Below are 20,486 nucleotides of genomic sequence, written 5' to 3' on the forward strand. Positions count from 1 at the left end.
CGTTATCAATCGGGCGAGGATTACATCCAGCCCATTTCTTTGTAATAGCGCTCTGCGCCCGGGTGCAGCGGCGCGGACAGGCCATCTTTGATCATCTGCTCTTCTGTCAGATCGGCAAAGGCAGGGTGAAGTTTCTTGAAGCGATCAAAGTTGTCGAACACAGCCTTGACCACCTGATAGACTGTCTCCTCATCCACGTCGGCAGAGGTCACGAACGTCGCCTTCACGCCGAACGTCTGCGTATCATCGGGCGAGCCCTCGTACATACCGCCCGGAATGGTGGCGGCGGCGTAGTAGGGATTATCCGCGATCAGCGCGTCGATCTCTGGTCCGGTGACCGGAACAAGGACAGTCTCGACAGTCGAGGCCGCTTCCTGAACGGACCCGTTCGGGTGACCGACCGTGTAGATGATTGCATCAACCTTGTTGTCGCCCAAGGCTGCTGCCTGCTCGGCTGGCTTCAGCTCTGACGCCAGCGCAAAATCGTCCATCGTCCAGCCCAGTGCATCCATTACGACTTGCATTGTCGCATACTGGCCAGAGCCGGGGTTGCCGATATTGACGCGTTTGCCCTTCAGGTCGGCAAACTCAGTGATGCCTGCGTCTGCGCGCGCAATCACAGTGAACGGCTCGGAGTGTACTGAAAAGACAGCACGTTCCTTGTCGAACTTGTTGCCCTCAAAGTCGGACGTTCCGTTATAGGCATGGTACTGCCAGTCGGACTGTGCGACGCCCATCGTCATGTCGCCTGCCATAATGGCGTTGATGTTCGCGATGGAACCACCTGTCGACGGCGCCGTGCATTTCAGGTTCGTCTCTGCCGTGGTGCGATTGACCAGACGGCAGATCGATTGGCCCACGACGAAGTAGACGCCGGTCTGGCCGCCGGTCCCGATCGTGATGAACTTCTCCTGAGCTTGCGCTGCGGTTCCTGCGACCATCGCGCCCACTAAGGCTATGTGTTTGAAAATCTTCACTTACTTCTCCCAGTTTATGATTTTATTCCCCCCTGCTCTGCAGCAGGTTGCGTCTCATTGCGGAGGTGATCCAGCGTTTCTCCCAACGCCTTCAATTGCTAAACCAGCCATTGTTCTCGGTTTCGATGCACGGTAACAATTTCAATTTGTTACTTAAATGCTCACCGATTAGTCTGACTCTCTCTCCAATTGTGTGAATGAGTATGATCTAGCGCAATAAACGTGTCAACGGAGCAGGCCGGCCCTGTAAAAGCTGCGATTTTCGCGAGATAGCGGATATTCCCTAGGCGGCTACCGTATTGCAATTTGCTACTTTCGCCTCTCGACAAAAAAACCCCGCAACGAGATGTTTCGCCAAATCCAGCCCATCACAGAGTTCCTTGTGGTGCTCTCAGCGCGGCCTAGATAACATTTCCTCAGCCCATGCATAGCGGAGCGTATGGGGATCGCAAATGGGCAAGGCCGAAGCATGAATTCCAAGGCAAGTCAGGATACGGCGCGCGACGTTGTCACGTCTCATGGGGTCCTTACCGAGAATCCCGAGGAATTGTTCCACGGCACAGGATGGCGCGTTGCGCGCGCGGTCTTGCGAGAGGCGTTATTGAGGCTGTGGAACGACGATGCGTTCGGACTGGCAGGCAACGTTGCCTTCCGCGCCTTGCTGGCGCTCTTTCCATTCTTGATTTTTACGAGTGCGCTGACTGCGTTTGTCGGGGATCGGTCGATGGCCAATGACCTCGTCGATTTCCTGATTGCAATCGTGCCCTCCCCCCTGATCGAGCCGATTGTATCAGAGATAGAGCAGGTGATGACCGTTCCGCGCGGCGGCGTCCTCAGCATCGGTATTTTGCTAACGATCTGGTTCGCAGTCGGCGGCGTTGATGGCGTGCGTGTCGGGCTGAATCGGGCCTATGGAATTCGCGAAACCCGGTCAATTTTGGTGATTTACGGCGTGCAGGTCGCGATGGTCATCCTCGCCAGTCTGGCCCTCGTCTTGGTCGGCTATCTCTTGGTTCTCGCGCCGCGCGCGGGATCGTGGCTGCACGATCTCATACCCGACTTTGATCCCGCGTCGGTTACGATCAGGTTGATCCGCTTTCCTGCGTCGGCAACGATCTTTATCGTCGCGCTTTTTGCGGCGCACGTTATCCTTCCAGCGCGCCGAACAATGTTTTCCAACATCTGGCCCGGCGTGGTTTTCACCGCCGTCGCATGGACGCTTCTTGCCACTGTCTTCTCGTACTACGTGCGGAGCTTTGGCACTTACGCCAGCTACTACGCCGGCCTGGCGGGGATCATAGCGGCCCTTTACTTCATGTACCTCGCGGCTCTCCTGCTGATCTTTGGGGGCGAGCTAAATCGCGCCCTGCGGATCAGGCGCCTTGCGCGCGCGCTGAGCGACTAAATTTATTCAGTCGCAGTGGCGCAGACGGCCAGTTGCCGTTTTTGCGGCATACCGAACCAGTGCCCGCTGCAAAACCTACCGGCAAAAATAGACGGCGCCCCCTACCCCGACCAGCGTTACCGCGCCAGTCGCGACAACTGCAGGCGCAGATAGCGCAGTACCAATCGAGGCTCCGGCCGTGCCCAGTGCACCAGAGATAAAACTACCGGTGCCTTTCATGATCAACGCGCCCGAGCTGTCCCTGATAATCTGCCCCACATCAGCCGTCAGCGCAGAACGCGCCGTCGTCATTGCAGTGCGGCTCGCGACATCAAGGCCGGTGCGTGCAATCGCCGTGGCTTCGTTCTTTGTGGTATTCACGCGCTCGCAGAATGTCTTTGGGTTCTTACAGATCAGATAGGCATTGCGGTCGCCTTCGGAGAACCCGGTATAGGTATCCACGGCCTTATCATAGACAAGGCAAAATGGCTTGCGTTCGGCATCGGTCAGGTCAGGCGTAAATTCCCTCAGCGTTAGATAGCCGGGGCAATCGACTTCTCCCCAACGCCCAAAGAGCCGTTCGCGGACTGATGTATTTCCCTTCATTTCCTTTTTCGGGATGATCTGACCGGTGTCGGTCTGTTCGTGCTTTGACACAGTATATTCGATCTGTCGCAGCTCCCCATTTAAGGAGGTTGTGCAACTGGCCGCCCACGCAGGGGCAAAGGCGACGCACTGGAATAAAAGGATCATGGATACGCGCAGTAACATCTCTAGCCTGTTCCTTTTGACAAACACGCAGAATGGTAGAAGGCCTGCCCGGCAGTGCATGATCTGCGGCTGTGCGATTGTCCATCGCCGCCCATAGCAATAAGCCCACCTGCGCTCAATTGTGATGCGGCTTATGCGGAATATCGCCCAAAAAGGGACGGCAACGCCGGGGAACCTGTCGAAATTGTAATCTTCAGGCAAACGCGGTGCACAGGTCGCTCCCTATTTCCTCAACAAGCCGATATTGCATGAAGGAGACTGGAGATGCCGAAATCTGAGCAGAACGTGCTGGTGCTACAGGGCGGCGGCGCGCTTGGCGCCTATCAGGCCGGCGCGTTTCAGAAGCTGTCCTCGGGCGGGTTCGACCCCCAATGGGTCGCTGGCATTTCGATTGGCTCAATAAATGCCGCAATCATCTGCGGCAATCCCCCCGAAACGCGCGTCCAGCAGCTTGAGACCCTATGGGAGACGATCAGTTCGTCGATCGCGTTCTCACCTTGGACATGCGGGCCTAACTCCCGTCAGGCCTTTGCAGAATTCGCGGCAGCCACTACCATGTCGTACGGCGTGCCGGGTTTTTTCCGGCCGCGCCTTCCGGGGGATTTCTGGCCATTTGGCCAGGTCCCTGCGGTTAGCCTTTACGACACATCGCCTCTTGTGGAGACTTTGGGCGAGCTGGTTGATTTCGACTACCTGAACGACAAAGGGCCACGCCTAAGCGTCGGCGCCGTTGACATCGAAACCGGGAATTTTGCCTATTTCGACAATCAAAAGATGCGCATAGACGTCCGGCACATTATGGCCAGCGGCGCATTGCCGCCCGGTTTCCCGCCAATCGAGATCGACGGGCGTTTCTATTGGGATGGCGGTTTGGTGTCCAACACGCCCCTTCAATATGTGATGGAGAACGCGGGTACCGATCCACTGTGCATTTTTCAAATCGATCTGTTCGATGCGCGTGGCGAGTTACCCACGGACCTTGCCGACGTACAACAGCGCGAAAAAGACATCAGATTTTCCAGCCGCACGCGTTTGACGACAGACAGATACAAACAATTGCACAACATTCACTCCGCGGCCGAGCGTCTTTCAGCCAAGCTTCCCATGGAGTTGCGGTCAGATCCCGATCTTGCATTCTTGCTTGCCGCTGGGCCGGAATGTCCGGTGGCGCTGGCGCATCTCATCCATCGCAAGGAAGGGTTTGAAAGCAACTCCAAAGATTACGAGTTTTCGCGCCTTTCAATGTCCGAGCATTGGACATCCGGCGAAGAGGACGTTCAGCGCACCCTGTCGCACAAGGCATGGAAATCTCGCAAGATCGGCAAAGATGGGCTGCAAATCTTTGACCTTGCTGTAACTGATAAATAGAGGAAGAGAGCCATGAAGACCGTTGATGTTCGCAAACAGGCATTTGCGATGCCGCTGACCAGCCCTTCCTATCCGCGAGGGCCCTACCGGTTCATCAATCGCGAATTTTTAACCATCACATATCGCACCGATATGGAGGCGCTTCGCCGGGTCGTGCCCGAGCCGCTGGAGATCCCTGAGCCTATCGTCAAATACGAATTCATCCGGATGCCGGATTCCACCGGCTTTGGGGATTATACCGAAAGCGGCCAAGTCATTCCCGTCACGCTGAACGGCGTGGCTGGCGGTTACGTCCATGCGATGTTTCTCAACGACGAGGCCCCGATCGCCGGCGGTCGCGAGATCTGGGGTTTTCCCAAAAAGCTGGCCGATCCGTCGCTGCGCGTCGAAAAGGACACGCTGGTCGGCGTGCTCGACGTCGGCTCCGTCCGGGTGGCGACCGGCACGATGGGCTACAAACACTGCACTTTGGATCATGCCAAGGTGCTGAATTCACTCGCTGCACCCAGCTTCCTGCTCAAGATCATTCCGCATGTCGATTGCACCCCGCGCATCTGCGAACTGGTCAGATACTATACGACCGACGTCACCATAAAAGGCGCTTGGGAAGGTCCGGCCGGACTGGAGCTGCATTCCCACGCGCTTGCCCCTGTCGCGGACCTGCCAGTACGCGAGGTGATATCGGCGGTGCATCTGTTGACCGATCTGACACTGGGACTGGGCGAAGTCGTCTACGATTATCTGGCTAAGGAAACCCAAGAATGAAACCTTCGACCAAGACTGACTACTCTGCTGGCACCCGCCTCTTTCATGCGTGCCTGGCACTTGCCGTGCTATCGCAGCTGGTGAGCAGCCAGTTCATGCAGGTCCCCCGTGAGGGCCGTCCCGGCAACTGGGTTTTTGAGGTTCACGAATATAGCGGGCTGTTCGCCATGACGATGGCACTGGGGTTGTGGATTGTCGTCATCACCCGCATCGGGGGTACTGATATGGGCCTCCTGCTGCCTTGGTTCAGCGCCGCCCGGCGCGCCGCGTTCTGGGCAGATACCAAGAGGCACTGGAAGATTGCCCGCACCTTTCGTCTGCCGACATACCGGCAGGACAGCCCATTCGCTGCGGCCATTCACGGGCTCGGGCTGCTGCTGATCACCGCGATGGCCGCGACCGGAACGCTCTACTGGCTGGCTGGTGTCGCGGGCTATCAGGACAGGCTGGCCGTCTCGCTTGCGATCGATCTGCATGGCTTCATGGCAAACCTCGTCTGGGCCTACCTGATCGGCCATGCCGGAATGGCGCTGATCCATCACTTCACAGGCGGGCAGACCTTGCGCGTCATGTGGTCAACATCCCCTCCCACCTCAGTAAAGGAACCAAGCAAATGAACCTCAAGGATAAAGTCTGCATCATCACGGGCGCTGCCAGCGGCATCGGCCATGGCATTGCGGAGCGTTTTATCGCGGATGGCGCCAAGGTTGTCATCGCCGATCTGAAACTGGATGCGGCGCAGGATGCCGCAGACAAGCTGACCAAGAAAGGCCCCGGCAAGGCGATGGCGGTCGAGATGAACGTGACTGACGAGGACCAGGTCAACAAGGGCGTCGCTGCGGTGATCAAGGCGTGGGGCCAGATCGACGTTCTCGTCTCGAACGCTGGCATCCAGATCGTGCATCCAATACAGGATTTCCCCTTCAGCGAGTGGAAAAAACTGCTGTCGATCCACCTCGACGGCGCGTTTCTGACGACCAAGGCCTGCCTGCCGCATATGTACAAGGCTGGGTCAGGCTCGGTCATCTTCATGGGCTCGGTCCACTCAAAAGAGGCCTCACCGCTGAAATCGGCATATGTCACGGCCAAGCACGGTCTGCTGGGGCTCGCGCGCGTGATTTCCAAGGAAGGCGCGAAACATGGCGTGCGCGCCAATGTGATCTGCCCCGGCTTCGTCAAGACACCGCTGGTGGAGAAGCAGATTCCCGAGCAGGCCAAGGATCTGGGCATCTCCGAAGAGGAGGTCGTCAACAAGGTCATGCTGGGCGAGACCGTCGATCAGGAATTCACCACGATCGAAGATGTCGCCGAGGTTGCGCATCTCTTTGCCGCCTTCCCCACCAATGCCCTCACCGGACAGTCGCTGGTCGTTAGCCATGGCTGGTACATGAACTAAATGCACTGGGGGATCGCCGTGGCGAACATGGACAAGAGCGATCCCCCGACGCAATGTTGCAGAGCATCGGAGCGAGCTAGCCTTAGCGGTTGGAAAATCAGCTACGGCTCACGCAAGCGCCAACACCAGACCGCCGCACGCGCCTCTAGGCGTAGTAATCTGGCCCGGCTTACAGCCAGCCACCCAGCGTTGATGTGCCAATTATGATCGGGCCTCTCCCATGATCTTACTAACTTTGCGGGCATGTAAGCTTCGCACAAACTGCCTGCAAGCGCCCTCCCGTAGGTATGGACATGTAGCAGGAATTGCCTGCTCTGATCTCATACATTGGAGACTCACATGAAAACGCTTTCTCGCACTTCGACACTTCTGATGGCATCGGCTCTGGTATCGGCAATGACGGCAAGCGCCGGGTTTGCCGACTCTGCAGCCTACGACACCCTGAACGAAACCTTGAACCGCGAGTTGACCGCAGTTGGCGTCGCGGACGCCAATATCGGGCAGCTTACGCATGATCAGATCGGCCAGCTGTCAGCGGTCTTCTCTGAAAAAAGTGATCCCACTGTCCAAAAGGAAGAGGCGGAAAAGATCATCAGCGGGTCTGCAACAAGGCCCGTAAGCCGTGACCAGATGGTAGCCGGTGTTCGCGAAAATGTTGGCGCCGATCTGAAGGCCGCAGGTATCAATGATGTGGACCCTGCATCGCTGAGCCTTGGGACTGTCGAAAAACTGTCCAAAGTCTTCTCGACGGTGGATGAGCCTTCGCAACACGAGGCTGCGATGGCTGTGCTGAATGACGCCCCCCATAGCGCCCCAATGATGAATAGCGTTGCTGATTTTCCGTCCAAGGAGGCGATGGAAAAGGTCGTTATGAAAGATATGGAGAGCATCGGCGTCGAAGAGGCGCATCCGGGCGAGCTAACCGTCGACCAACTCTCGCAGATATCTAAGGTCTTTCAGGACGAACGAGATCAAGGCGCACGCGCCGAGCAAGTCAAAAAGATCCTTGCTGAGTAGACCAGCGTTGATCGGTGGCGGCAGGGTTTCCTGCCGCTGCCCCTCGCACCATAAAGCTCAGCTTTTCCGCGTCTGCATCATTGCGAAAACGTGACAGACACGCGAAGTCCGGGATTATTGTCCGCCAACGTTATATCCGCTTGGTGGCGCGCTGCTATGGCACTGACCAGTGCCAGACCTAGGCCGCTACCGGGCTTTCTTCGGCTGGGATCGAGACGGTAAAACGGCTCAAACACGGCGGCGCGGGCCGCCTCTGGAATGCCTGGACCACGATCAGCGATAGTCAGGCGGGCCCTCTCCGCGCCGCGATCAAGCGACAGCCGGATTTCGTTCCCCTCCCCGCCATGTTTCAATGCATTCTCCAGCAGATTAACGACCAGTTGTTGCAGCATGGCGCTATCGCCCATGACCGTCATGGTGTCCCCCGCAGCACGATCATAAATCAGCGTCTGGCCCTGATCCTCAGCTATCAGTTGATAAGTTTCGGCCAAATCATCCACCAGCCCGCGCAGATCGACCTTGGCAAACTTCACGCCATCGGCGCCCGACTCTATCCGTGCGAGTCGCATGAAGGTGTTAAAAATTGCGCTCATCTGTTCCAGCTCGGCCTGCGTGTCTTCGATTTCGGCGCGCGGGTCGTTGCCTGCATCGACCTGCGCCAATGCCCGCCCCAGCCCCAGATAGGCCCGCGCCAGTGGCGACTTCAGATCATGCGCCACAGCAGCAGCCGTACTGCGCGTTGAGCTCATCAGTTGCGAAAGGCTATCAAGATGGGTGTTCATGCGTCCGGCGATCCGGTCAATCTGGTCGTTATGCGGTGACACAGCAATCCGCGCCGACATATCCCCATCAGACACCCGCTGCAGTGCCTTTTCGAGACGCTCCAGTTTGTGCAGGCTTTCGCGGCTAAGAAGGTACCCCGCGCTAAGCATTGCCAAAACGACGATAAATCCGGTGATCGACAGCGTCCGAAACACCGTGCGATCTGTCAGAAACATCCGGTCCAGCCGCTGGCCAACGACAACCGTGTAGTCATCTACCCGATCGCTCCGATAAAAATAGTCGATGTCGTGCTCATCCGCCGGGGTCTGGCTTGCAATTGGCACCAAATCGAGCGCGCCATGGTGCCAACCATCCGCCTTGGGCCGGGCCAGAATATTACCTGCCACCGACTTGCCATCCGCATCGAACAGGCCAATCGCCCGCTGCCCCTGCGCGGAGAAAGACGCAGCGTTGTCAATCAACTCCATCAAAGGCTCAATTCCTTCGTCGCGATAATCCGCGGCGAACAGGCTCCAACGCGCTTGAATATCCTCGCGCAATTCGCCCGTCATCGTGCGCTCAACATAGCTGTTCGTCAGAAAACCAACCGTTATCAACACAACCAGAAAAACCACCGCCGATTGCAGAACTGCCGTAAACGCAGCGCCTGAGAGGACGTTACCGCGGTCCATGTAGCGAATACCCGGTATTGCGTATCGTGTGGATCAGATGGATGTCGAACGGCTTGTCGATCTTTGCACGCAGGCGGCTCATATGCGTCTCAACCACGGTTGTGTTAGGCTCAAAGTTAAAGTTCCAGACCCGTTCTAGCAACATGGTGCGCGTCACCACGCGGCCCGCATTGCGCATCAGGATTTCCAGCATCGCGAATTCTTTGGCGTGAAGCTCGATCAACGTGCCTTGGCGGGTCGCGGTGCGCGCCAGCAGATCTAGATGCAAGCCATCAACATCCAGCGCTGTCGTCTCGGCAGTGTCCTGTTGGCGCCGCGTGATCGCGACGATCCGCGCCAAAAGCTCGGAGAAATGAAACGGTTTGACAAGATAATCATCGCCCCCTGCCGACAGCCCTTCGACGCGGTCATCCACCTGTCCCATCGCCGTCAGGAACAAGACCGGCAGATCCTTTCCGGCGGCCCTCATCGCCTTGAGCACTGACAGGCCGTCCATACCCGGCATCATCCGGTCCAGAATGGCTATGTCGCAGTCATTATATAGGCAATAGCTCAGCGCATCGCGCCCGTCGGTGACGTGATCAACGCTATGCCCACTCTCGACCAGGCCAGAGGTCAGATAGTCGGCCATTTTCTGATCGTCCTCGGCGAGCAGGATCTTCATAGGTCGCTCCGCTTTTCCTGGAAGGTTAAGCCAAGTGGCTAGCCTACAGCCAGAAAATCCATCAACCTTGCAAAAATGTAAGTTTCAAGAGAGCCCCGTGGGTATTGGAGCGCATAGAAAAACCTGTGAGACTATCGCAATGACAAACAACTATCGGAGGCACTGAAAATGAACATCACAAACAATTCGCCTCAACGCGCGGACCTCGGCACGACCGTATCAAACCGACTAAAAGTCGTGGGCGTCGTCTTTGTCGTGATTGGGGTGCTCGCCATTCTCCTGCCGGCTTGGGCGACACTTGCGGGCGCGCTTCTTGTTGCGTGGATGCTGACGCTTTGGGGCATTGTGGGTCTGTGGTTCGCTTGGGAAATGCGCCCGGCCAAGGAATGGCGCTATGCCGCTGTCGGGTTCGGGATCACCCTTGGGCTGGGCCTGGTATTCCTGCTGTTTCCCGGTATCGGAATTCAGACGCTGACCATCGTAATGATGGTGGTTTTCCTGATGGAAGGCATCGTGTCGATCCTTCTAGGCTTGCGGTTGAGCGGGCAACGGACAAACTGGGGCTGGATGATTTTCAGCGGTGCCTGCTCGCTGATCGTCGGGGCCATAATCCTGTTCGGCTGGCCCGAAACTGCGACTTGGACGCTAGGCATGCTGCTTGGGGTGAATTTCCTGTCGACGGGCATATCTCTTGTCATGCTGGGCAAAGCGGCAAAAGGCACCGTCTGAGATGGCCAAGGCAGCGGCCATTGCCGGCAAAGCGCAGCCTGTCTGCCATATATGCGGTCAGACCTTTCCCGCGTCCAAAATGCGGCCGTGGATCTCGGTGCGGCCGGGTGTGTCGGATCTGATCACGCGTGATGCCCCCGGCTGGTCGGATGGCAAGCTGATCTGCAAGCCCGACCTCATCCGGTTTAGGCGTCAATATGTCGAGCAGCTGCTGGCGGATGAACGCGGCGAACTGGACGAGCTGGACCGTCAGGTAATCGAGAGCTTGGAAGCCGGAGAGTTCGTATCGCGAAATCCCGAAGACGAAATTGAGAAAAAGTCCACCTTTGGCGAGCGCGTCGCAGACAAGGTCGCGGAATTCGGCGGCAGCTGGACGTTTATCATCTCCTTCGCATCGGTTTTGGTCGCTTGGATCACGCTAAACGTTGTCGCGCTTAGTGCCAAACCGTTCGACCCCTACCCGTTCATCCTGCTCAATCTGGTCCTGTCTTGCGTCGCGGCGATGCAGGCTCCTGTCATAATGATGAGCCAGCGCAGGCAGGAAACCAAGGACAGGTTTCGCGCCGAGAACGACTACCGCGTCAATCTGAAGGCCGAGCTGGAGATCCGCCAGCTGCATGAAAAAATCGACCATCAGCTTGCCCATCAATGGGAGAAACTAGCCGAATTGCAGCAGATTCAGATCGAACTGCTAGAGGAGAACGCGGATGGCCGTCGCTGAAAACATACGTCCTAAAGGCTGGCTGGTGCGCATCGTTGAACACCCCGCGTTCAAGATCGCGATCCCGCTCATCGTCGTCGCAATTGCCATTTTCGTCCTGCACGAACTAGCCTCACATGTGAAGTGGATCGACGTTAAGGCAGATCTTGCTGCGGCTTCCCGCGTATCATTGCTGAAGGCGGTCGGCTGCGCAGCGCTCAGTTTTACTGGGATCGCTCTTTATGATGCGCTGGCCGTTCGCTCGGTCGCGCGGGGCAGAGTGCCGCTGCGCATCGCGGCAATGGCCGGGTCCGCAGGCTACGCAGTATCGGGCCTACTGGGTGTGTCCTATCTGACTGGCACCGCGGTTCGCTACCGGGTCTACTCCGCCTTCGGACTGGATCTGGCGCTGATCACAGGCATTATAGCGGTTTCGTGGACGGGATTTCTGTCTGGGCTGGCGCTGGTATTTGGTGCCCTTTTGACCTTCCATCCGACGGGCCTCAGTACCGTGCTGCCGATTTCGCCACATGTCGAGACGGCTATCGGCATCGCAATTTTGATCGTGCTGGCGTCATATCTCATCTGGCTTGCGACAGGCAAACGCAGGCTGAAGGCGGGCGGCTTCAGGCTGGCCTTGCCGAATGCCATCGCGGGGGTGACACTGACCGGTGCGGGCGTTCTGGATCTGACCGGCGCGGCGCTGACGCTCTATGTTCTGATGCCCGGCGATATGGCGCAAAACCTGCCGTATTTCTTCACCATTTTCTTTGGCGCCGTCGGTCTTGGGATGCTCAGCCATTCGCCCGGTGGGCTTGGCGTTTTTGAGGCGACAATCATCGCTGGCTTGGGCGCGGCCGGCCGGTCCGACGTACTGGCCGCGCTTCTTATCTACCGTCTCGTTTACACGATCCTTCCTTTCCTTGTGGCTGTGGCAGGGCTAAGCCTGACGATGGGATTGGCGCGGCGCAATGCGCTGACCGGCAGGGCGCGCGTTGCTTGGAGCGCCTTTCGCCCGCTTGTGCCACCGCTTGCGTCGGGTATCGCGCTGCTGGCTGGTGTCATCCTTTTGGTGTCGGGCAACCTGCCGGCCGAGCAATCACATCTCGGCGTTTTGCGCGATATACTTCCGCTGCCCTTCATCGAGGCCTCGCATCTGATCGGAAGCGTCGTGGGCGTGCTGCTGCTGGTCGTGGCGCGCGGTCTTTACCGCAAACTTTACCGCGCTTGGGTCGCCGCGATGGTCCTGCTTGCTGTCGGTCTGGTCGCATCCCTTCTCAAGGGGCTGGACTGGCAAGAGTCCCTATCGATGCTCGCGACCTTTGCGGTCCTCGGGCTGTTCCGGCCTGCATTCTACCGCGCCGAGGGCGCATCACTTCTTCGCCTCGACGCACAGTGGTTAGTGAGTATCATTGCGCTGTCGGGCGCCGTGTTCTGGATCGGCCTTTTTGCACATTCCCACGTGCCCTATCAAAACGCGCTTTGGTGGGATTTCAGCTGGCATGGGGATGCGCCGCGCTTTCTTCGCGCAAGCCTTGCGGGCGCTGTGGTCCTCAGCGTAATCGCCTTTAACTCGCTGCTCAGCGCAAAGTCCGCGAGAGCGCCAGCGCAGCCGATTCCGGACGTTGTCCGCGCGATCGTCGCGAGTAGCGAGGATACCGAAGCCGGCATCGCGCTGACGGGCGACAAGGCGTTCCTGATCTCAGAGGACAAGTGCGCGTTCGTCGCCTACGCCGACACTGGCCGCTCGCTGATTGCCAACGGTGACCCAATCGGTGACGCGAAATCAGGCAAGCAACTGATCTGGCAACTACGCGAATTGGCAGACCGCCAAGGACGGCGATGCGCCTTTTATTCAGTGTCGCCGGCCTACCTGCCAATCTATCTGGATCTGGGCCTGACAATCCTGAAAATCGGTGAGGTCGCCCGCGTCGATCTGCAAGGTTTCAATCTGGACGGCCCGGCCCGCAAGGATCTGCGCCAGGCCCGCAACCGCGCGGCGCGCGATGGATTTGTGTTTGAGGTCATTCCGGCAGCAGACCTCGCACCCTTGATGGCTGAGTTGCGCGTCATTTCCGATGCCTGGCTCGAGAACAAGCAAGGCGAGGAAAAGGGTTTCTCTCTTGGTGCGTTCGAGGAGGCATATATCGCCAATTTCGACGTCGCCGTGCTGCGCGATCCTACGGGCAGGATCGCGGCCTTCGCTAATCTATTTACGGGTGCCAACCTGCACGAGCTATCGCTGGATTTAATGCGCTACCGGCCAGACGGCCCCGGGTTCGCTATGGATGCGCTTTTTGCCGAACTGATGCTTTGGGGCGCGGCCAAGGGGTATCACCGGTTCTCGCTGGGCGCCGCACCCTTTTCGGGCATCGAAAGCCGCCAGCTTGCACCGATCTGGAACCGTATCGGAGGCTTCGTCTTTGAGCATGGCGAACACTTCTACAATTTCGAAGGGCTGCGCAGCTTTAAGGAGAAATTCAGCCCCGAGTGGACGCCGAACTATCTGGCCTGTCCCGGCGGGCTGGCCGCACCGCAAATCCTTTATGAGGTGAATGTCCTGATTTCGGGCGGTTTTCGCGGGTTAGGAAAATAGGAGCGTGCCATGATCGTCAATTTTGAGACCCACGCATCGAACGAGCGTACTTTCCTCTCTTGGGTGCGAACGGCTGTTGCAATCGTCGGTTTCGGGCTGGCGACAGCCCGGCTGGGCAACCAGCATTCGCCGCTCTGGTCCGAAATCCTGATGCTGGGCGCCGGCGCGGCCGTCATTATTATCGCATGGATCAGGATGCATCACGTGCGCAAGCGGATCGACCACGCAGACCGTCTGCCTGATGACGGAGCGGCAGCAGAGCTATTCTTGCTGCTTTTGATTGTCGCCCTCTTCTTGCTTTTAGGGAGCTTCGCAATCCATGTCACGTAGGACAGCCAAAACCAGTTCTGCGATGCATTCCGGCAGGTCCGTCCTCATCCGGCTGCGCTTCACCATCCTGTTTCTGCTCGCGATGCTGATTGCCAATTTACTGGCCGGCAGCCTTTGGCATGACTTGCCGGGCGAGGTCCTTGCGAACTGGGGAATCGGACATGACACCGTATTTTCAGGCGAGGTGTTTCGCGTGTTCACCGGTATTTTCCTGTCACATGATGCCGACATGCTGGCTCGGCAGCTTGCCTTCGCCGCCGCGGTCATCGGTTATGCCGAATGGACCTACGGAACCGGCACCACCGCCCTTCTATTCTTTGGCCTAGATTTCGCTGGCAGCTTGATGCTTCTCGCATGTGTAGGATGGGCTGAGGGCTGGGTCGATTTGACGGCTATGAACGACGTGGGCATGTCTATCGGTGGATTCGGCCTGATCGGCGTCGCAATTGCGGATTTTCAGCGTAAGTGGTTGCTCTTTTTCGCGATACTGCTCGCGATCGCAGTAAAATATGGGCTGGGGCCTGATGCCCTCGCAGATGGTGGGCATGTACTGGCGCTGCTGCTTGGGTTTGGCGTGAACAGAATTTTGCCGTCTCGGGCACCAATCCGGCTGAGGGGGGGCCGCCATGCGCGATAGGGGCATCACGCCGGGAAAAGCCGTCCCTACCGCAGCAGCGGCAGCCGCGCGGCGCGGGATGCTGCCATCGCTACTAGCATTCCTTGCCCGGTTCATGGCGCCTGCCCGCATTCCCTATTCGCTGGCCGACCTGATGCAAGCAACCGTTCCCGGATACGACAACATCAGATTTTATGCCGACATGTCCCAAGCCGAACTGAACGCGAAACGCCAGCAATTCCTGCCGCAGAGCAGCGGGCCGGATGGACGGGCAAGCTGGCTAGCGCTGTCATCGGGCGGTGCTGGCGGCGCCTTTGGGGCGGGCATTCTCACCGGTTGGTCTGAACGCGGCGACAGGCCCAAGTTTGATCTGGTGACAGGCGTCAGCGCAGGCGCCTTGATCGCACCTTTTGCGTTTATCGGATCGAAAGCTGACAGAGAACTGGCAAGCCTTTTTACGGGCGTGTCCGTCGCCAAACTGAACCACAGCCGGTCGCTGCTGTCCGGCATATTCGGGCAAAGCGCGATTCCTGCCAAACCGCTCAGGACTTTGATTGACGCCCACGTCGACGCCGATCTCATCCAGATAATCGCAGCGCGCCACCGCGCCGGGGCGCGGCTGCTGGTGGTAACGACCAACCTCGATGCACAGCGCAGCGTCGTGTGGGATATCGGTGCCATTGCTTGTTCTGATAGGCCGAACGGGCTGCAACTGATCGGCGATGTGCTGGAGGCGTCCGCCAGCCTTCCCGCGATATTCCCGCCGGTCAAAATTGCGGTGTCTGGGAATGGTAAGGTGTTTGATGAATTGCACGCGGATGGCGGTACTATTCGCCAGATCTACCTTTTGCCAGACGCATTTCTAGATGTCGCCATATCATGCAAAGCACCCCCTGATATCTATTGTATCGTAAATTCCGAACTCGCCCCAAGGTTCAGCGTGGTGCCGCAGCAATCCATTCAGATTGCTGAGCGGGCGTTATCCTCGCTTGAGAAATCAGGCGCGGCGCGCAGTGTCGCAGAGCTAGCCACGTTCGCCCGTCAGGCCAAAGCGACCTTCCGGCTAGCATTCATTGACCGCACAATTCCCGTCGACCGGCGCGTTCCGTTCGATCCCGGTTTCATGCAGCGCGCCTATGCGCTCGGACAGTCCAAGGGGCGCGCGGGAATTTGGGCATTCGGCCCGCCTGTGGGAACGGATCTGTTAGAAGACAACGGGGCAAGGTATCGCTGCCTGATTAAGCGGGCGGCGTCGATGTTACCGCGCAGCGCGGCCTTATCAGAAACCCAGCCATCCGTAGGGGTCGAACATCGGTAATACATTGCGATCAAACACCTCATACCGCGTCAGCGTGTGTGCAGTAACATCCGCGCCGCCCGCTTGCTTGAGAACATCAATGACCATTTCCTCCTCCTCGTCAGACACTTCGACCAGAACCAAAAGCGCGCCCTTCTTGAGTTGTTTCGCCAAAAGATGGGCGTGGTGTTCCCCAATTGCGTGCGCGATCAGGCCCCCGATGCCGGCCCCGACGGCCGCACCTGCTGCGGCGATCAGGGCAGCAAAGGCCAGTGTGCCGCCCGTCGCAACCACCGCGAGCCCCGCGCTGGCACCGCCGATATAGACCGGCATCCCGACAGCCAAACGCTTGTCGTTTTCGATCTCCTGGCGATCCTCGTATATTGGCTGGGGCAGATCATCGTCCTTGGACACGTCGGACGCCGTCTTGAAATGATGGTGCAACTTTCTCTTCACGGCGTCGTGGCTGGCCATCATATTGATCGCCCCGCGCTTGATGCCGCGATCCTCAAGGGTCTGCACCGCAGTCTCAAACAGATCGGCATCATGAAAGCTCGCGACGATCTCACGAACTTCATAGCTATGGATGGAATCGTCGCTGAGTGACATAGGACCAATCCTCTGAAAGAACTTCAACGGTCCGTAGTATACAGCGGTGAGTTGATGCTTTGCTGTCTCAAATCATACATCCATGCAAGTTTCAGACACCGCCGCCAGAACGGCTGACTACGGTCACTGCGCGGCAAATTCCCGGGTTAACCGCACCATACCCCTGCCCTAGGCTGGTAGTTGACCAAGCAGACGTTAAGAAGCACTCTGCACCCATTGCCCGAGGGAAAGAATCCTCTAGCCTGATGGAATCGTCAGGAGGTTCACAATGGCCGCAGACGCAAAGTGCAGAACTATTCATACGCCGCTGTGTTCGTTGCTCGGATGTGACGTTCCTATTTTGCTAGCCGGCATGGGCGGCGTCGCCCGTTGGGAGCTATCGGCAGCTGTGGCAAACGCGGGAGGGTTTCCGTCACTGGGAATGGTCCGCGAAAGCCCTGAACTCATCACATCCGAAGTTACCGCGCTTCGAGCCGCGACAGATCGTCCATTCGCGGTGAACCTGATCCCGGCGGCAACCGACCCCGCGCTGCTGGATGCACAAATTACCCGGTGCCTCGAGCTTGGCGTTACAGCCTTTTCGTTCTTTTGGGATGTGATGCCAAATGTTGTCGGACGCATCAAAAACGAGGGCGCTTTGGTTCTACATCAGGTTGGCACAGCCGATCAGGCCCGCAAGGCCGAAGCCGCCGGCGCCGATGTCATTATCGCCCAAGGGATCGAGGCCGGCGGCCATGTACATGGCCGGATGGGATCATTTGCATTGGCAGAGGCAATCCTGGCGCGGACGAGATTACCAGTCGTTGTGTCAGGGGGCATCTCGACCGGCAGAGGGCTGGCATCGGCGCTCGCGCTTGGGGCGCAAGGCGTTCAATGCGGCACCGCATTTTTGGCTACGAACGAGTCGTTCGCGCATACTGATCACAAGCAGCGCGTCGTCGATGCAGACGGCGATGACACGGTGCTGACGGATGTGTTTGTCCTGAACTGGCCCAAAGGGGCGGCAGTGCGCGTCATAGCCAACAGCGTGACAAGTGCGCTTGATGGCAGGCTTTTGGGCCATGATCCAGACCAACTGCCGCGGGATGTGATCGCTTGGGACGACGATCAGGGGCGCTACCGGTTCAGCACGGATTCGCCGCTGCGCACGACGACCGGTGATCTGGAAGCTATGCCCAATTATGCAGGGCAAGGGGCCGGACTAATCGCGGATGTTGTTCCGGCTGGTGTGCGCATTGAGCAGATAATGCGGCAGGCCTCGTTTTGCCTGAACGGCAAGCCGGAATTTTCAGAAAGGGGCCAACTTTGACCGATGATAAAGCCGAGAAAACGTCAGCGGGTTCCTATGCATCGCCGCCCTGCCTAGCGCATGAAATTGACCCGACCTATTTTGACGCATCAAACGTCGATCCAGAGCAGGCGCGTGACGTCGCACGCTGGCGCAAGGGCAAGCGGGAGGAGCTGAGGGCCGCCCGCAAGACACTTCGCGTCGAAGAACATGCCTCGGTTTCGGCCCGAATAGCAGACGCGTTAGAGAACGTTCTGAGCAGCAAGTTCAATGGTGCAAAAGGGCTTACGCTCTCTATGTACTGGCCCATTAAAGGTGAGCCGGATTTACGCTCCCTCATGGCCAAGCTTCACAGCGCAGGCGTGGTGATCGCGCTGCCGATCGTTGAGATCAAAGCGGCACCGCTCGTCTTTCGCCTCTGGACGCCCGAGACGAAAATGGTCCGGGGCGATTGGAACATTCCCGTTCCGCCCGCTGACGCGAGGATTCTCACCCCGGACATATCGCTGGCGCCCCTCGTCGGCTGGGATGATAAGGCGTACCGGCTGGGCTATGGTGGCGGCTATTTCGACCGGACGCTGGCATCGCTAGACCCGCGGCCGTTCAAGATCGGCATCGGGTATGGATCGGCCAAACTTGCGACGATTTTCCCGCAGCCCCATGACATCGCCATGGACCTGATTTTGACAGAGGACGGTGTCCAGGCCCTATGATGCCAGTGGTCCGCGATATGGCCCAACGCAGCCTAAGGTTTTTGGCGCCAGATGACCCGGATCGTCGTTTGTCTCACGGCGACAACGACAGACTGAATATGGTCTAGACTCGGGTGCGATGAAGCCCCATCGTTCCGCCAACCGGCGCGCTTTGCACAGCCGGACATGAATACCAACAGGAGACCGCAATGAATAATTACATCAAGACTGCAATCGCCGCCGCCGTCGCCGCCGTCATCGGCAGTAGCGCATTTGCCGACACTCTGCAGGACATCAAAGATGCAGGCAAAATCGTTGTCGGCGTCAAGCAGGACTACAAGCCTTGGGGCTACCTTACCTCGGACGGCGAGCTGAAAGGCCTCGAAATTGACCTGGCGCGCGACGTGGCCAAACGCCTCGGCGTCGAAGTTGAGCTGGTGCCTGTCGTCGCATCCAATCGCATGGAATTTCTGCAGCAGGGCCGCATCAACCTGATCATCGCGACCATGGGCGACAATCCCCAGCGCCGCGAAGTCGTCGGCATGATCGAGCCCGCCTATTATGCGGGCGGCACGAACGTGATCGCCCCCAAGGCCGCCGGGCTGAACACTTGGGAGGACCTGCGCGGCAAGGATGTTTGCGCGCTACAAGGCTCCTACTACAACAAGCGGGTGACGCAGCTCTACGGGCCGAACCTCGTGGCATTCGCAGGCATCCCAGAGGTGTCATCGGCGCTGCAAAACGGCAGCTGCGTGGCGTTTCTGTATGACAACACATGGATTGAATCGCAGATTGCCTCAGACGATCAGTGGGCCGATTACGTGATGCCCTTTGAGACCGAGGACCCGCAGGCATGGGCCATTGCCGTCCCGCTGGACGATCTGGATAGCGCCTATGGCAAACAGATGAGCGAGATCGTCACCGATTGGCACAAATCCGGCTACCTGCTAGAGCGCAACGCCGAGAACGGCATCGCCCCCAGCCCCTTCTTGCAGGAGCAGCACGATAAACTGCAATAAACCCAGACCCCGGCCCGGCAGCGATCCTGCCGGGCCAAATCTCCTTAGTTTGATAGGCCGCACACACGCATGGAATTTGCGAATACGTTGATAGATTGGCTGCGGCCTGATTGGTTTTTGAACCTTGTCGTCATCAGTGACGATTATAATCGCGCCCGCTATCTTGCGGGTCTGTGGATGACGGTCAAACTGTCGGTGCTGTCGATCTTCTTTTCCCTGATCATCGGTATTCTTGGCGCTGCTGTTCAGGGTGCACCATCGCGCGCGCTGCGCGTCTTGGTCGGTGCATTCGTCGCGTTTTTTCGGAACACACCGCCGCTGGTGCAGCTCTATTTCTTTTATTTCGCCATCGGCACCATTCTGCGCATCACTGGCGAGAATGGCCTGCCTCAGCCACTGATCAGCAATTTTGGCTGGGCAATTATCGCACTGTCGCTCTTTGCCGGTGCGCTCAATGTCGAGATCTTTCGCGCGGGCATTGAGGCTGTGCCGCGCTCAACTGTCGAGGCGGCCGAAGCGCTCGGATACACCCGCCTGCAAATCTACCGCGACATCGTATTGCCGCTGGCGATCCGCATTTCCCTGCCTGCGCTGGGGACGAACCTGGTCAATCTCGTAAAGACTACGACGCTTGCCTACGCGATTGCCGTGCCTGAGCTGCTATATATCTCGGCCCAGATATGGTCCGAGGATCTGAACGTGCGCGAGATGATGAATGTGCTTCTGGTCTCCTACGTCGGCCTCGTCGCGATCCTCGTGTGGGTACTGCACCGCTGGGAAAAAACGCTGCGCATACCGGGGTACGGAGAATGAC

21 protein-coding genes are annotated in these 20,486 nt (G+C 58.1%); 16 read left to right on the top strand and 5 right to left on the bottom strand.

Going from position 1 to position 20,486, the window contains the following annotated elements:
• Positions 1 to 20: 20 nt before the first annotated feature.
• A complete protein-coding gene (locus MK6180000_RS08345; RefSeq protein WP_138934306.1) occupies positions 21 to 977 on the bottom strand; it encodes a TAXI family TRAP transporter solute-binding subunit in 957 nt (318 codons plus the stop codon).
• Between the two features lie 469 nt (positions 978 to 1,446).
• On the opposite strand from MK6180000_RS08345, the gene MK6180000_RS08350 reads away from it, so the two are divergent.
• Positions 1,447 to 2,382 (top strand): YihY/virulence factor BrkB family protein, encoded by a 936-nt coding sequence (locus MK6180000_RS08350; RefSeq protein ID WP_138934307.1) that lies wholly within the window; start codon positions 1,447 to 1,449, stop codon positions 2,380 to 2,382.
• 75 nt (positions 2,383 to 2,457) lie between these two features.
• Here MK6180000_RS08350 and MK6180000_RS08355 read toward each other — a convergent pair whose 3' ends face one another.
• Positions 2,458 to 3,132: a hypothetical protein gene (locus MK6180000_RS08355; RefSeq protein ID WP_138934308.1), complete on the bottom strand. Its 675-nt coding sequence runs from the start codon at positions 3,130 to 3,132 to the stop codon at positions 2,458 to 2,460.
• 264 nt (positions 3,133 to 3,396) lie between these two features.
• Here MK6180000_RS08355 and MK6180000_RS08360 point away from each other — a divergent pair, with 264 nt between their 5' ends.
• From MK6180000_RS08360 to MK6180000_RS08380, 5 genes are all read left to right on the top strand, one after another.
• Positions 3,397 to 4,500 carry a patatin-like phospholipase family protein gene (locus MK6180000_RS08360; RefSeq protein WP_138934309.1) on the top strand — a complete coding sequence of 368 codons (1,104 nt, stop codon included), beginning with the start codon at positions 3,397 to 3,399 and terminating at the stop codon, positions 4,498 to 4,500.
• Between the two features lie 12 nt (positions 4,501 to 4,512).
• Positions 4,513 to 5,265, top strand: coding sequence for an acetoacetate decarboxylase (locus MK6180000_RS08365; RefSeq protein ID WP_138934310.1), 753 nt, complete (start codon positions 4,513 to 4,515; stop codon positions 5,263 to 5,265).
• Positions 5,262 to 5,882, top strand: a complete 621-nt coding sequence (locus MK6180000_RS08370) for a cytochrome b/b6 domain-containing protein (protein WP_138934311.1) — start codon at positions 5,262 to 5,264, stop codon at positions 5,880 to 5,882. The genes MK6180000_RS08365 and MK6180000_RS08370 overlap by 4 nt, the downstream gene beginning before the upstream one ends.
• Complete coding sequence (locus MK6180000_RS08375) at positions 5,879 to 6,661, top strand: 3-hydroxybutyrate dehydrogenase (protein WP_138934312.1); 783 nt, start codon at positions 5,879 to 5,881, stop codon at positions 6,659 to 6,661. The genes MK6180000_RS08370 and MK6180000_RS08375 overlap by 4 nt, the downstream gene beginning before the upstream one ends.
• Positions 6,662 to 7,000: 339 nt before the next feature.
• Positions 7,001 to 7,678, top strand: a complete 678-nt coding sequence (locus MK6180000_RS08380) for a hypothetical protein (protein ID WP_138934313.1) — start codon at positions 7,001 to 7,003, stop codon at positions 7,676 to 7,678.
• Positions 7,679 to 7,755: 77 nt separating this feature from the next.
• Here the strand turns inward: MK6180000_RS08380 and MK6180000_RS08385 are convergent, their stop codons facing one another.
• Together MK6180000_RS08385 and MK6180000_RS08390 are read right to left on the bottom strand one after the other, a co-directional pair.
• A complete protein-coding gene (locus MK6180000_RS08385; protein ID WP_138934314.1) occupies positions 7,756 to 9,132 on the bottom strand; it encodes a sensor histidine kinase in 1,377 nt (458 codons plus the stop codon).
• A complete protein-coding gene (locus MK6180000_RS08390) occupies positions 9,119 to 9,796 on the bottom strand; it encodes a response regulator (RefSeq protein WP_138934315.1) in 678 nt (225 codons plus the stop codon). Before MK6180000_RS08390 ends, MK6180000_RS08385 begins: the two co-directional genes overlap by 14 nt.
• Before the next feature lie 168 nt (positions 9,797 to 9,964).
• Here MK6180000_RS08390 and MK6180000_RS08395 point away from each other — a divergent pair, with 168 nt between their 5' ends.
• From MK6180000_RS08395 to MK6180000_RS08420, 6 genes are read left to right on the top strand one after another with little or no spacing between them, the layout of a single operon-like run.
• Positions 9,965 to 10,525: an HdeD family acid-resistance protein gene (locus MK6180000_RS08395; protein WP_138934316.1), complete on the top strand. Its 561-nt coding sequence runs from the start codon at positions 9,965 to 9,967 to the stop codon at positions 10,523 to 10,525.
• A 1-nt stretch (position 10,526) separates the two neighbouring features.
• Positions 10,527 to 11,246 carry a DUF1003 domain-containing protein gene (locus MK6180000_RS08400; RefSeq protein ID WP_171054581.1) on the top strand — a complete coding sequence of 240 codons (720 nt, stop codon included), beginning with the start codon at positions 10,527 to 10,529 and terminating at the stop codon, positions 11,244 to 11,246.
• Complete coding sequence (gene mprF / locus MK6180000_RS08405; RefSeq protein ID WP_138934317.1) at positions 11,233 to 13,821, top strand: bifunctional lysylphosphatidylglycerol flippase/synthetase MprF; 2,589 nt, start codon at positions 11,233 to 11,235, stop codon at positions 13,819 to 13,821. Before MK6180000_RS08400 ends, mprF begins: the two co-directional genes overlap by 14 nt.
• Before the next feature lie 9 nt (positions 13,822 to 13,830).
• Complete coding sequence (locus MK6180000_RS08410; RefSeq protein WP_138934318.1) at positions 13,831 to 14,151, top strand: YidH family protein; 321 nt, start codon at positions 13,831 to 13,833, stop codon at positions 14,149 to 14,151.
• Complete coding sequence (locus tag MK6180000_RS08415) at positions 14,141 to 14,788, top strand: hypothetical protein (RefSeq protein ID WP_138934319.1); 648 nt, start codon at positions 14,141 to 14,143, stop codon at positions 14,786 to 14,788. Before MK6180000_RS08410 ends, MK6180000_RS08415 begins: the two co-directional genes overlap by 11 nt.
• Positions 14,778 to 16,085 carry a patatin-like phospholipase family protein gene (locus tag MK6180000_RS08420; protein WP_138934320.1) on the top strand — a complete coding sequence of 436 codons (1,308 nt, stop codon included), beginning with the start codon at positions 14,778 to 14,780 and terminating at the stop codon, positions 16,083 to 16,085. Before MK6180000_RS08415 ends, MK6180000_RS08420 begins: the two co-directional genes overlap by 11 nt.
• On the opposite strand, the gene MK6180000_RS08425 is transcribed toward MK6180000_RS08420, so the two are convergent.
• The gene (locus MK6180000_RS08425) at positions 16,047 to 16,673 is read right to left on the bottom strand and encodes a hypothetical protein (RefSeq protein WP_138934321.1); all 627 of its coding nucleotides are present in this window, start codon (positions 16,671 to 16,673) and stop codon (positions 16,047 to 16,049) included. The two genes, MK6180000_RS08420 and MK6180000_RS08425, sit on opposite strands and share 39 nt — an antisense overlap.
• A 268-nt stretch (positions 16,674 to 16,941) precedes the next feature.
• Here MK6180000_RS08425 and MK6180000_RS08430 point away from each other — a divergent pair, with 268 nt between their 5' ends.
• The 4 genes from MK6180000_RS08430 (at position 16,942) to MK6180000_RS08445 (ending at position 20,485) form a co-directional block, all read left to right on the top strand.
• Complete coding sequence (locus MK6180000_RS08430; RefSeq protein ID WP_138934322.1) at positions 16,942 to 17,982, top strand: NAD(P)H-dependent flavin oxidoreductase; 1,041 nt, start codon at positions 16,942 to 16,944, stop codon at positions 17,980 to 17,982.
• Positions 17,979 to 18,674 carry a 5-formyltetrahydrofolate cyclo-ligase gene (locus MK6180000_RS08435; protein WP_138934323.1) on the top strand — a complete coding sequence of 232 codons (696 nt, stop codon included), beginning with the start codon at positions 17,979 to 17,981 and terminating at the stop codon, positions 18,672 to 18,674. Before MK6180000_RS08430 ends, MK6180000_RS08435 begins: the two co-directional genes overlap by 4 nt.
• 188 nt (positions 18,675 to 18,862) lie before the next feature.
• Positions 18,863 to 19,672 carry a transporter substrate-binding domain-containing protein gene (locus MK6180000_RS08440; protein WP_138934324.1) on the top strand — a complete coding sequence of 270 codons (810 nt, stop codon included), beginning with the start codon at positions 18,863 to 18,865 and terminating at the stop codon, positions 19,670 to 19,672.
• A 69-nt stretch (positions 19,673 to 19,741) separates the two neighbouring features.
• The gene (locus tag MK6180000_RS08445) at positions 19,742 to 20,485 is read left to right on the top strand and encodes an amino acid ABC transporter permease (RefSeq protein WP_138934325.1); all 744 of its coding nucleotides are present in this window, start codon (positions 19,742 to 19,744) and stop codon (positions 20,483 to 20,485) included.
• The last annotated feature ends 1 nt before the right edge of the window (position 20,486 follow it).

This window comes from Roseovarius arcticus, from assembly GCF_006125015.1.
In the GTDB taxonomy this organism is placed as follows: Bacteria; Pseudomonadota; Alphaproteobacteria; order Rhodobacterales; family Rhodobacteraceae; genus Roseovarius; species Roseovarius arcticus.

What these genes read in the sequence shown, in the direction of transcription:
- MK6180000_RS08395 (WP_138934316.1), top strand. Translation starts at nt 9,965, where the DNA reads ATGAACATCACAAACAATTCGCCTCAACGCGCGGACCTCGGCACGACC.
- MK6180000_RS08375 (WP_138934312.1), top strand. Translation starts at nt 5,879, where the DNA reads ATGAACCTCAAGGATAAAGTCTGCATCATCACGGGCGCTGCCAGCGGC.
- MK6180000_RS08425 (WP_138934321.1), bottom strand. Translation starts at nt 16,673, where the DNA reads ATGTCACTCAGCGACGATTCCATCCATAGCTATGAAGTTCGTGAGATC.
- MK6180000_RS08400 (WP_171054581.1), top strand. Translation starts at nt 10,527, where the DNA reads ATGGCCAAGGCAGCGGCCATTGCCGGCAAAGCGCAGCCTGTCTGCCAT.
- MK6180000_RS08350 (WP_138934307.1), top strand. Translation starts at nt 1,447, where the DNA reads ATGAATTCCAAGGCAAGTCAGGATACGGCGCGCGACGTTGTCACGTCT.
- MK6180000_RS08390 (WP_138934315.1), bottom strand. Translation starts at nt 9,796, where the DNA reads ATGAAGATCCTGCTCGCCGAGGACGATCAGAAAATGGCCGACTATCTG.
- MK6180000_RS08440 (WP_138934324.1), top strand. Translation starts at nt 18,863, where the DNA reads ATGAATAATTACATCAAGACTGCAATCGCCGCCGCCGTCGCCGCCGTC.
- MK6180000_RS08385 (WP_138934314.1), bottom strand. Translation starts at nt 9,132, where the DNA reads ATGGACCGCGGTAACGTCCTCTCAGGCGCTGCGTTTACGGCAGTTCTG.
- MK6180000_RS08430 (WP_138934322.1), top strand. Translation starts at nt 16,942, where the DNA reads ATGGCCGCAGACGCAAAGTGCAGAACTATTCATACGCCGCTGTGTTCG.
- MK6180000_RS08420 (WP_138934320.1), top strand. Translation starts at nt 14,778, where the DNA reads ATGCGCGATAGGGGCATCACGCCGGGAAAAGCCGTCCCTACCGCAGCA.
- MK6180000_RS08380 (WP_138934313.1), top strand. Translation starts at nt 7,001, where the DNA reads ATGAAAACGCTTTCTCGCACTTCGACACTTCTGATGGCATCGGCTCTG.
- MK6180000_RS08410 (WP_138934318.1), top strand. Translation starts at nt 13,831, where the DNA reads ATGATCGTCAATTTTGAGACCCACGCATCGAACGAGCGTACTTTCCTC.
- MK6180000_RS08445 (WP_138934325.1), top strand. Translation starts at nt 19,742, where the DNA reads ATGGAATTTGCGAATACGTTGATAGATTGGCTGCGGCCTGATTGGTTT.
- mprF (WP_138934317.1), top strand. Translation starts at nt 11,233, where the DNA reads ATGGCCGTCGCTGAAAACATACGTCCTAAAGGCTGGCTGGTGCGCATC.
- MK6180000_RS08360 (WP_138934309.1), top strand. Translation starts at nt 3,397, where the DNA reads ATGCCGAAATCTGAGCAGAACGTGCTGGTGCTACAGGGCGGCGGCGCG.
- MK6180000_RS08370 (WP_138934311.1), top strand. Translation starts at nt 5,262, where the DNA reads ATGAAACCTTCGACCAAGACTGACTACTCTGCTGGCACCCGCCTCTTT.
- MK6180000_RS08355 (WP_138934308.1), bottom strand. Translation starts at nt 3,132, where the DNA reads ATGTTACTGCGCGTATCCATGATCCTTTTATTCCAGTGCGTCGCCTTT.
- MK6180000_RS08415 (WP_138934319.1), top strand. Translation starts at nt 14,141, where the DNA reads ATGTCACGTAGGACAGCCAAAACCAGTTCTGCGATGCATTCCGGCAGG.
- MK6180000_RS08365 (WP_138934310.1), top strand. Translation starts at nt 4,513, where the DNA reads ATGAAGACCGTTGATGTTCGCAAACAGGCATTTGCGATGCCGCTGACC.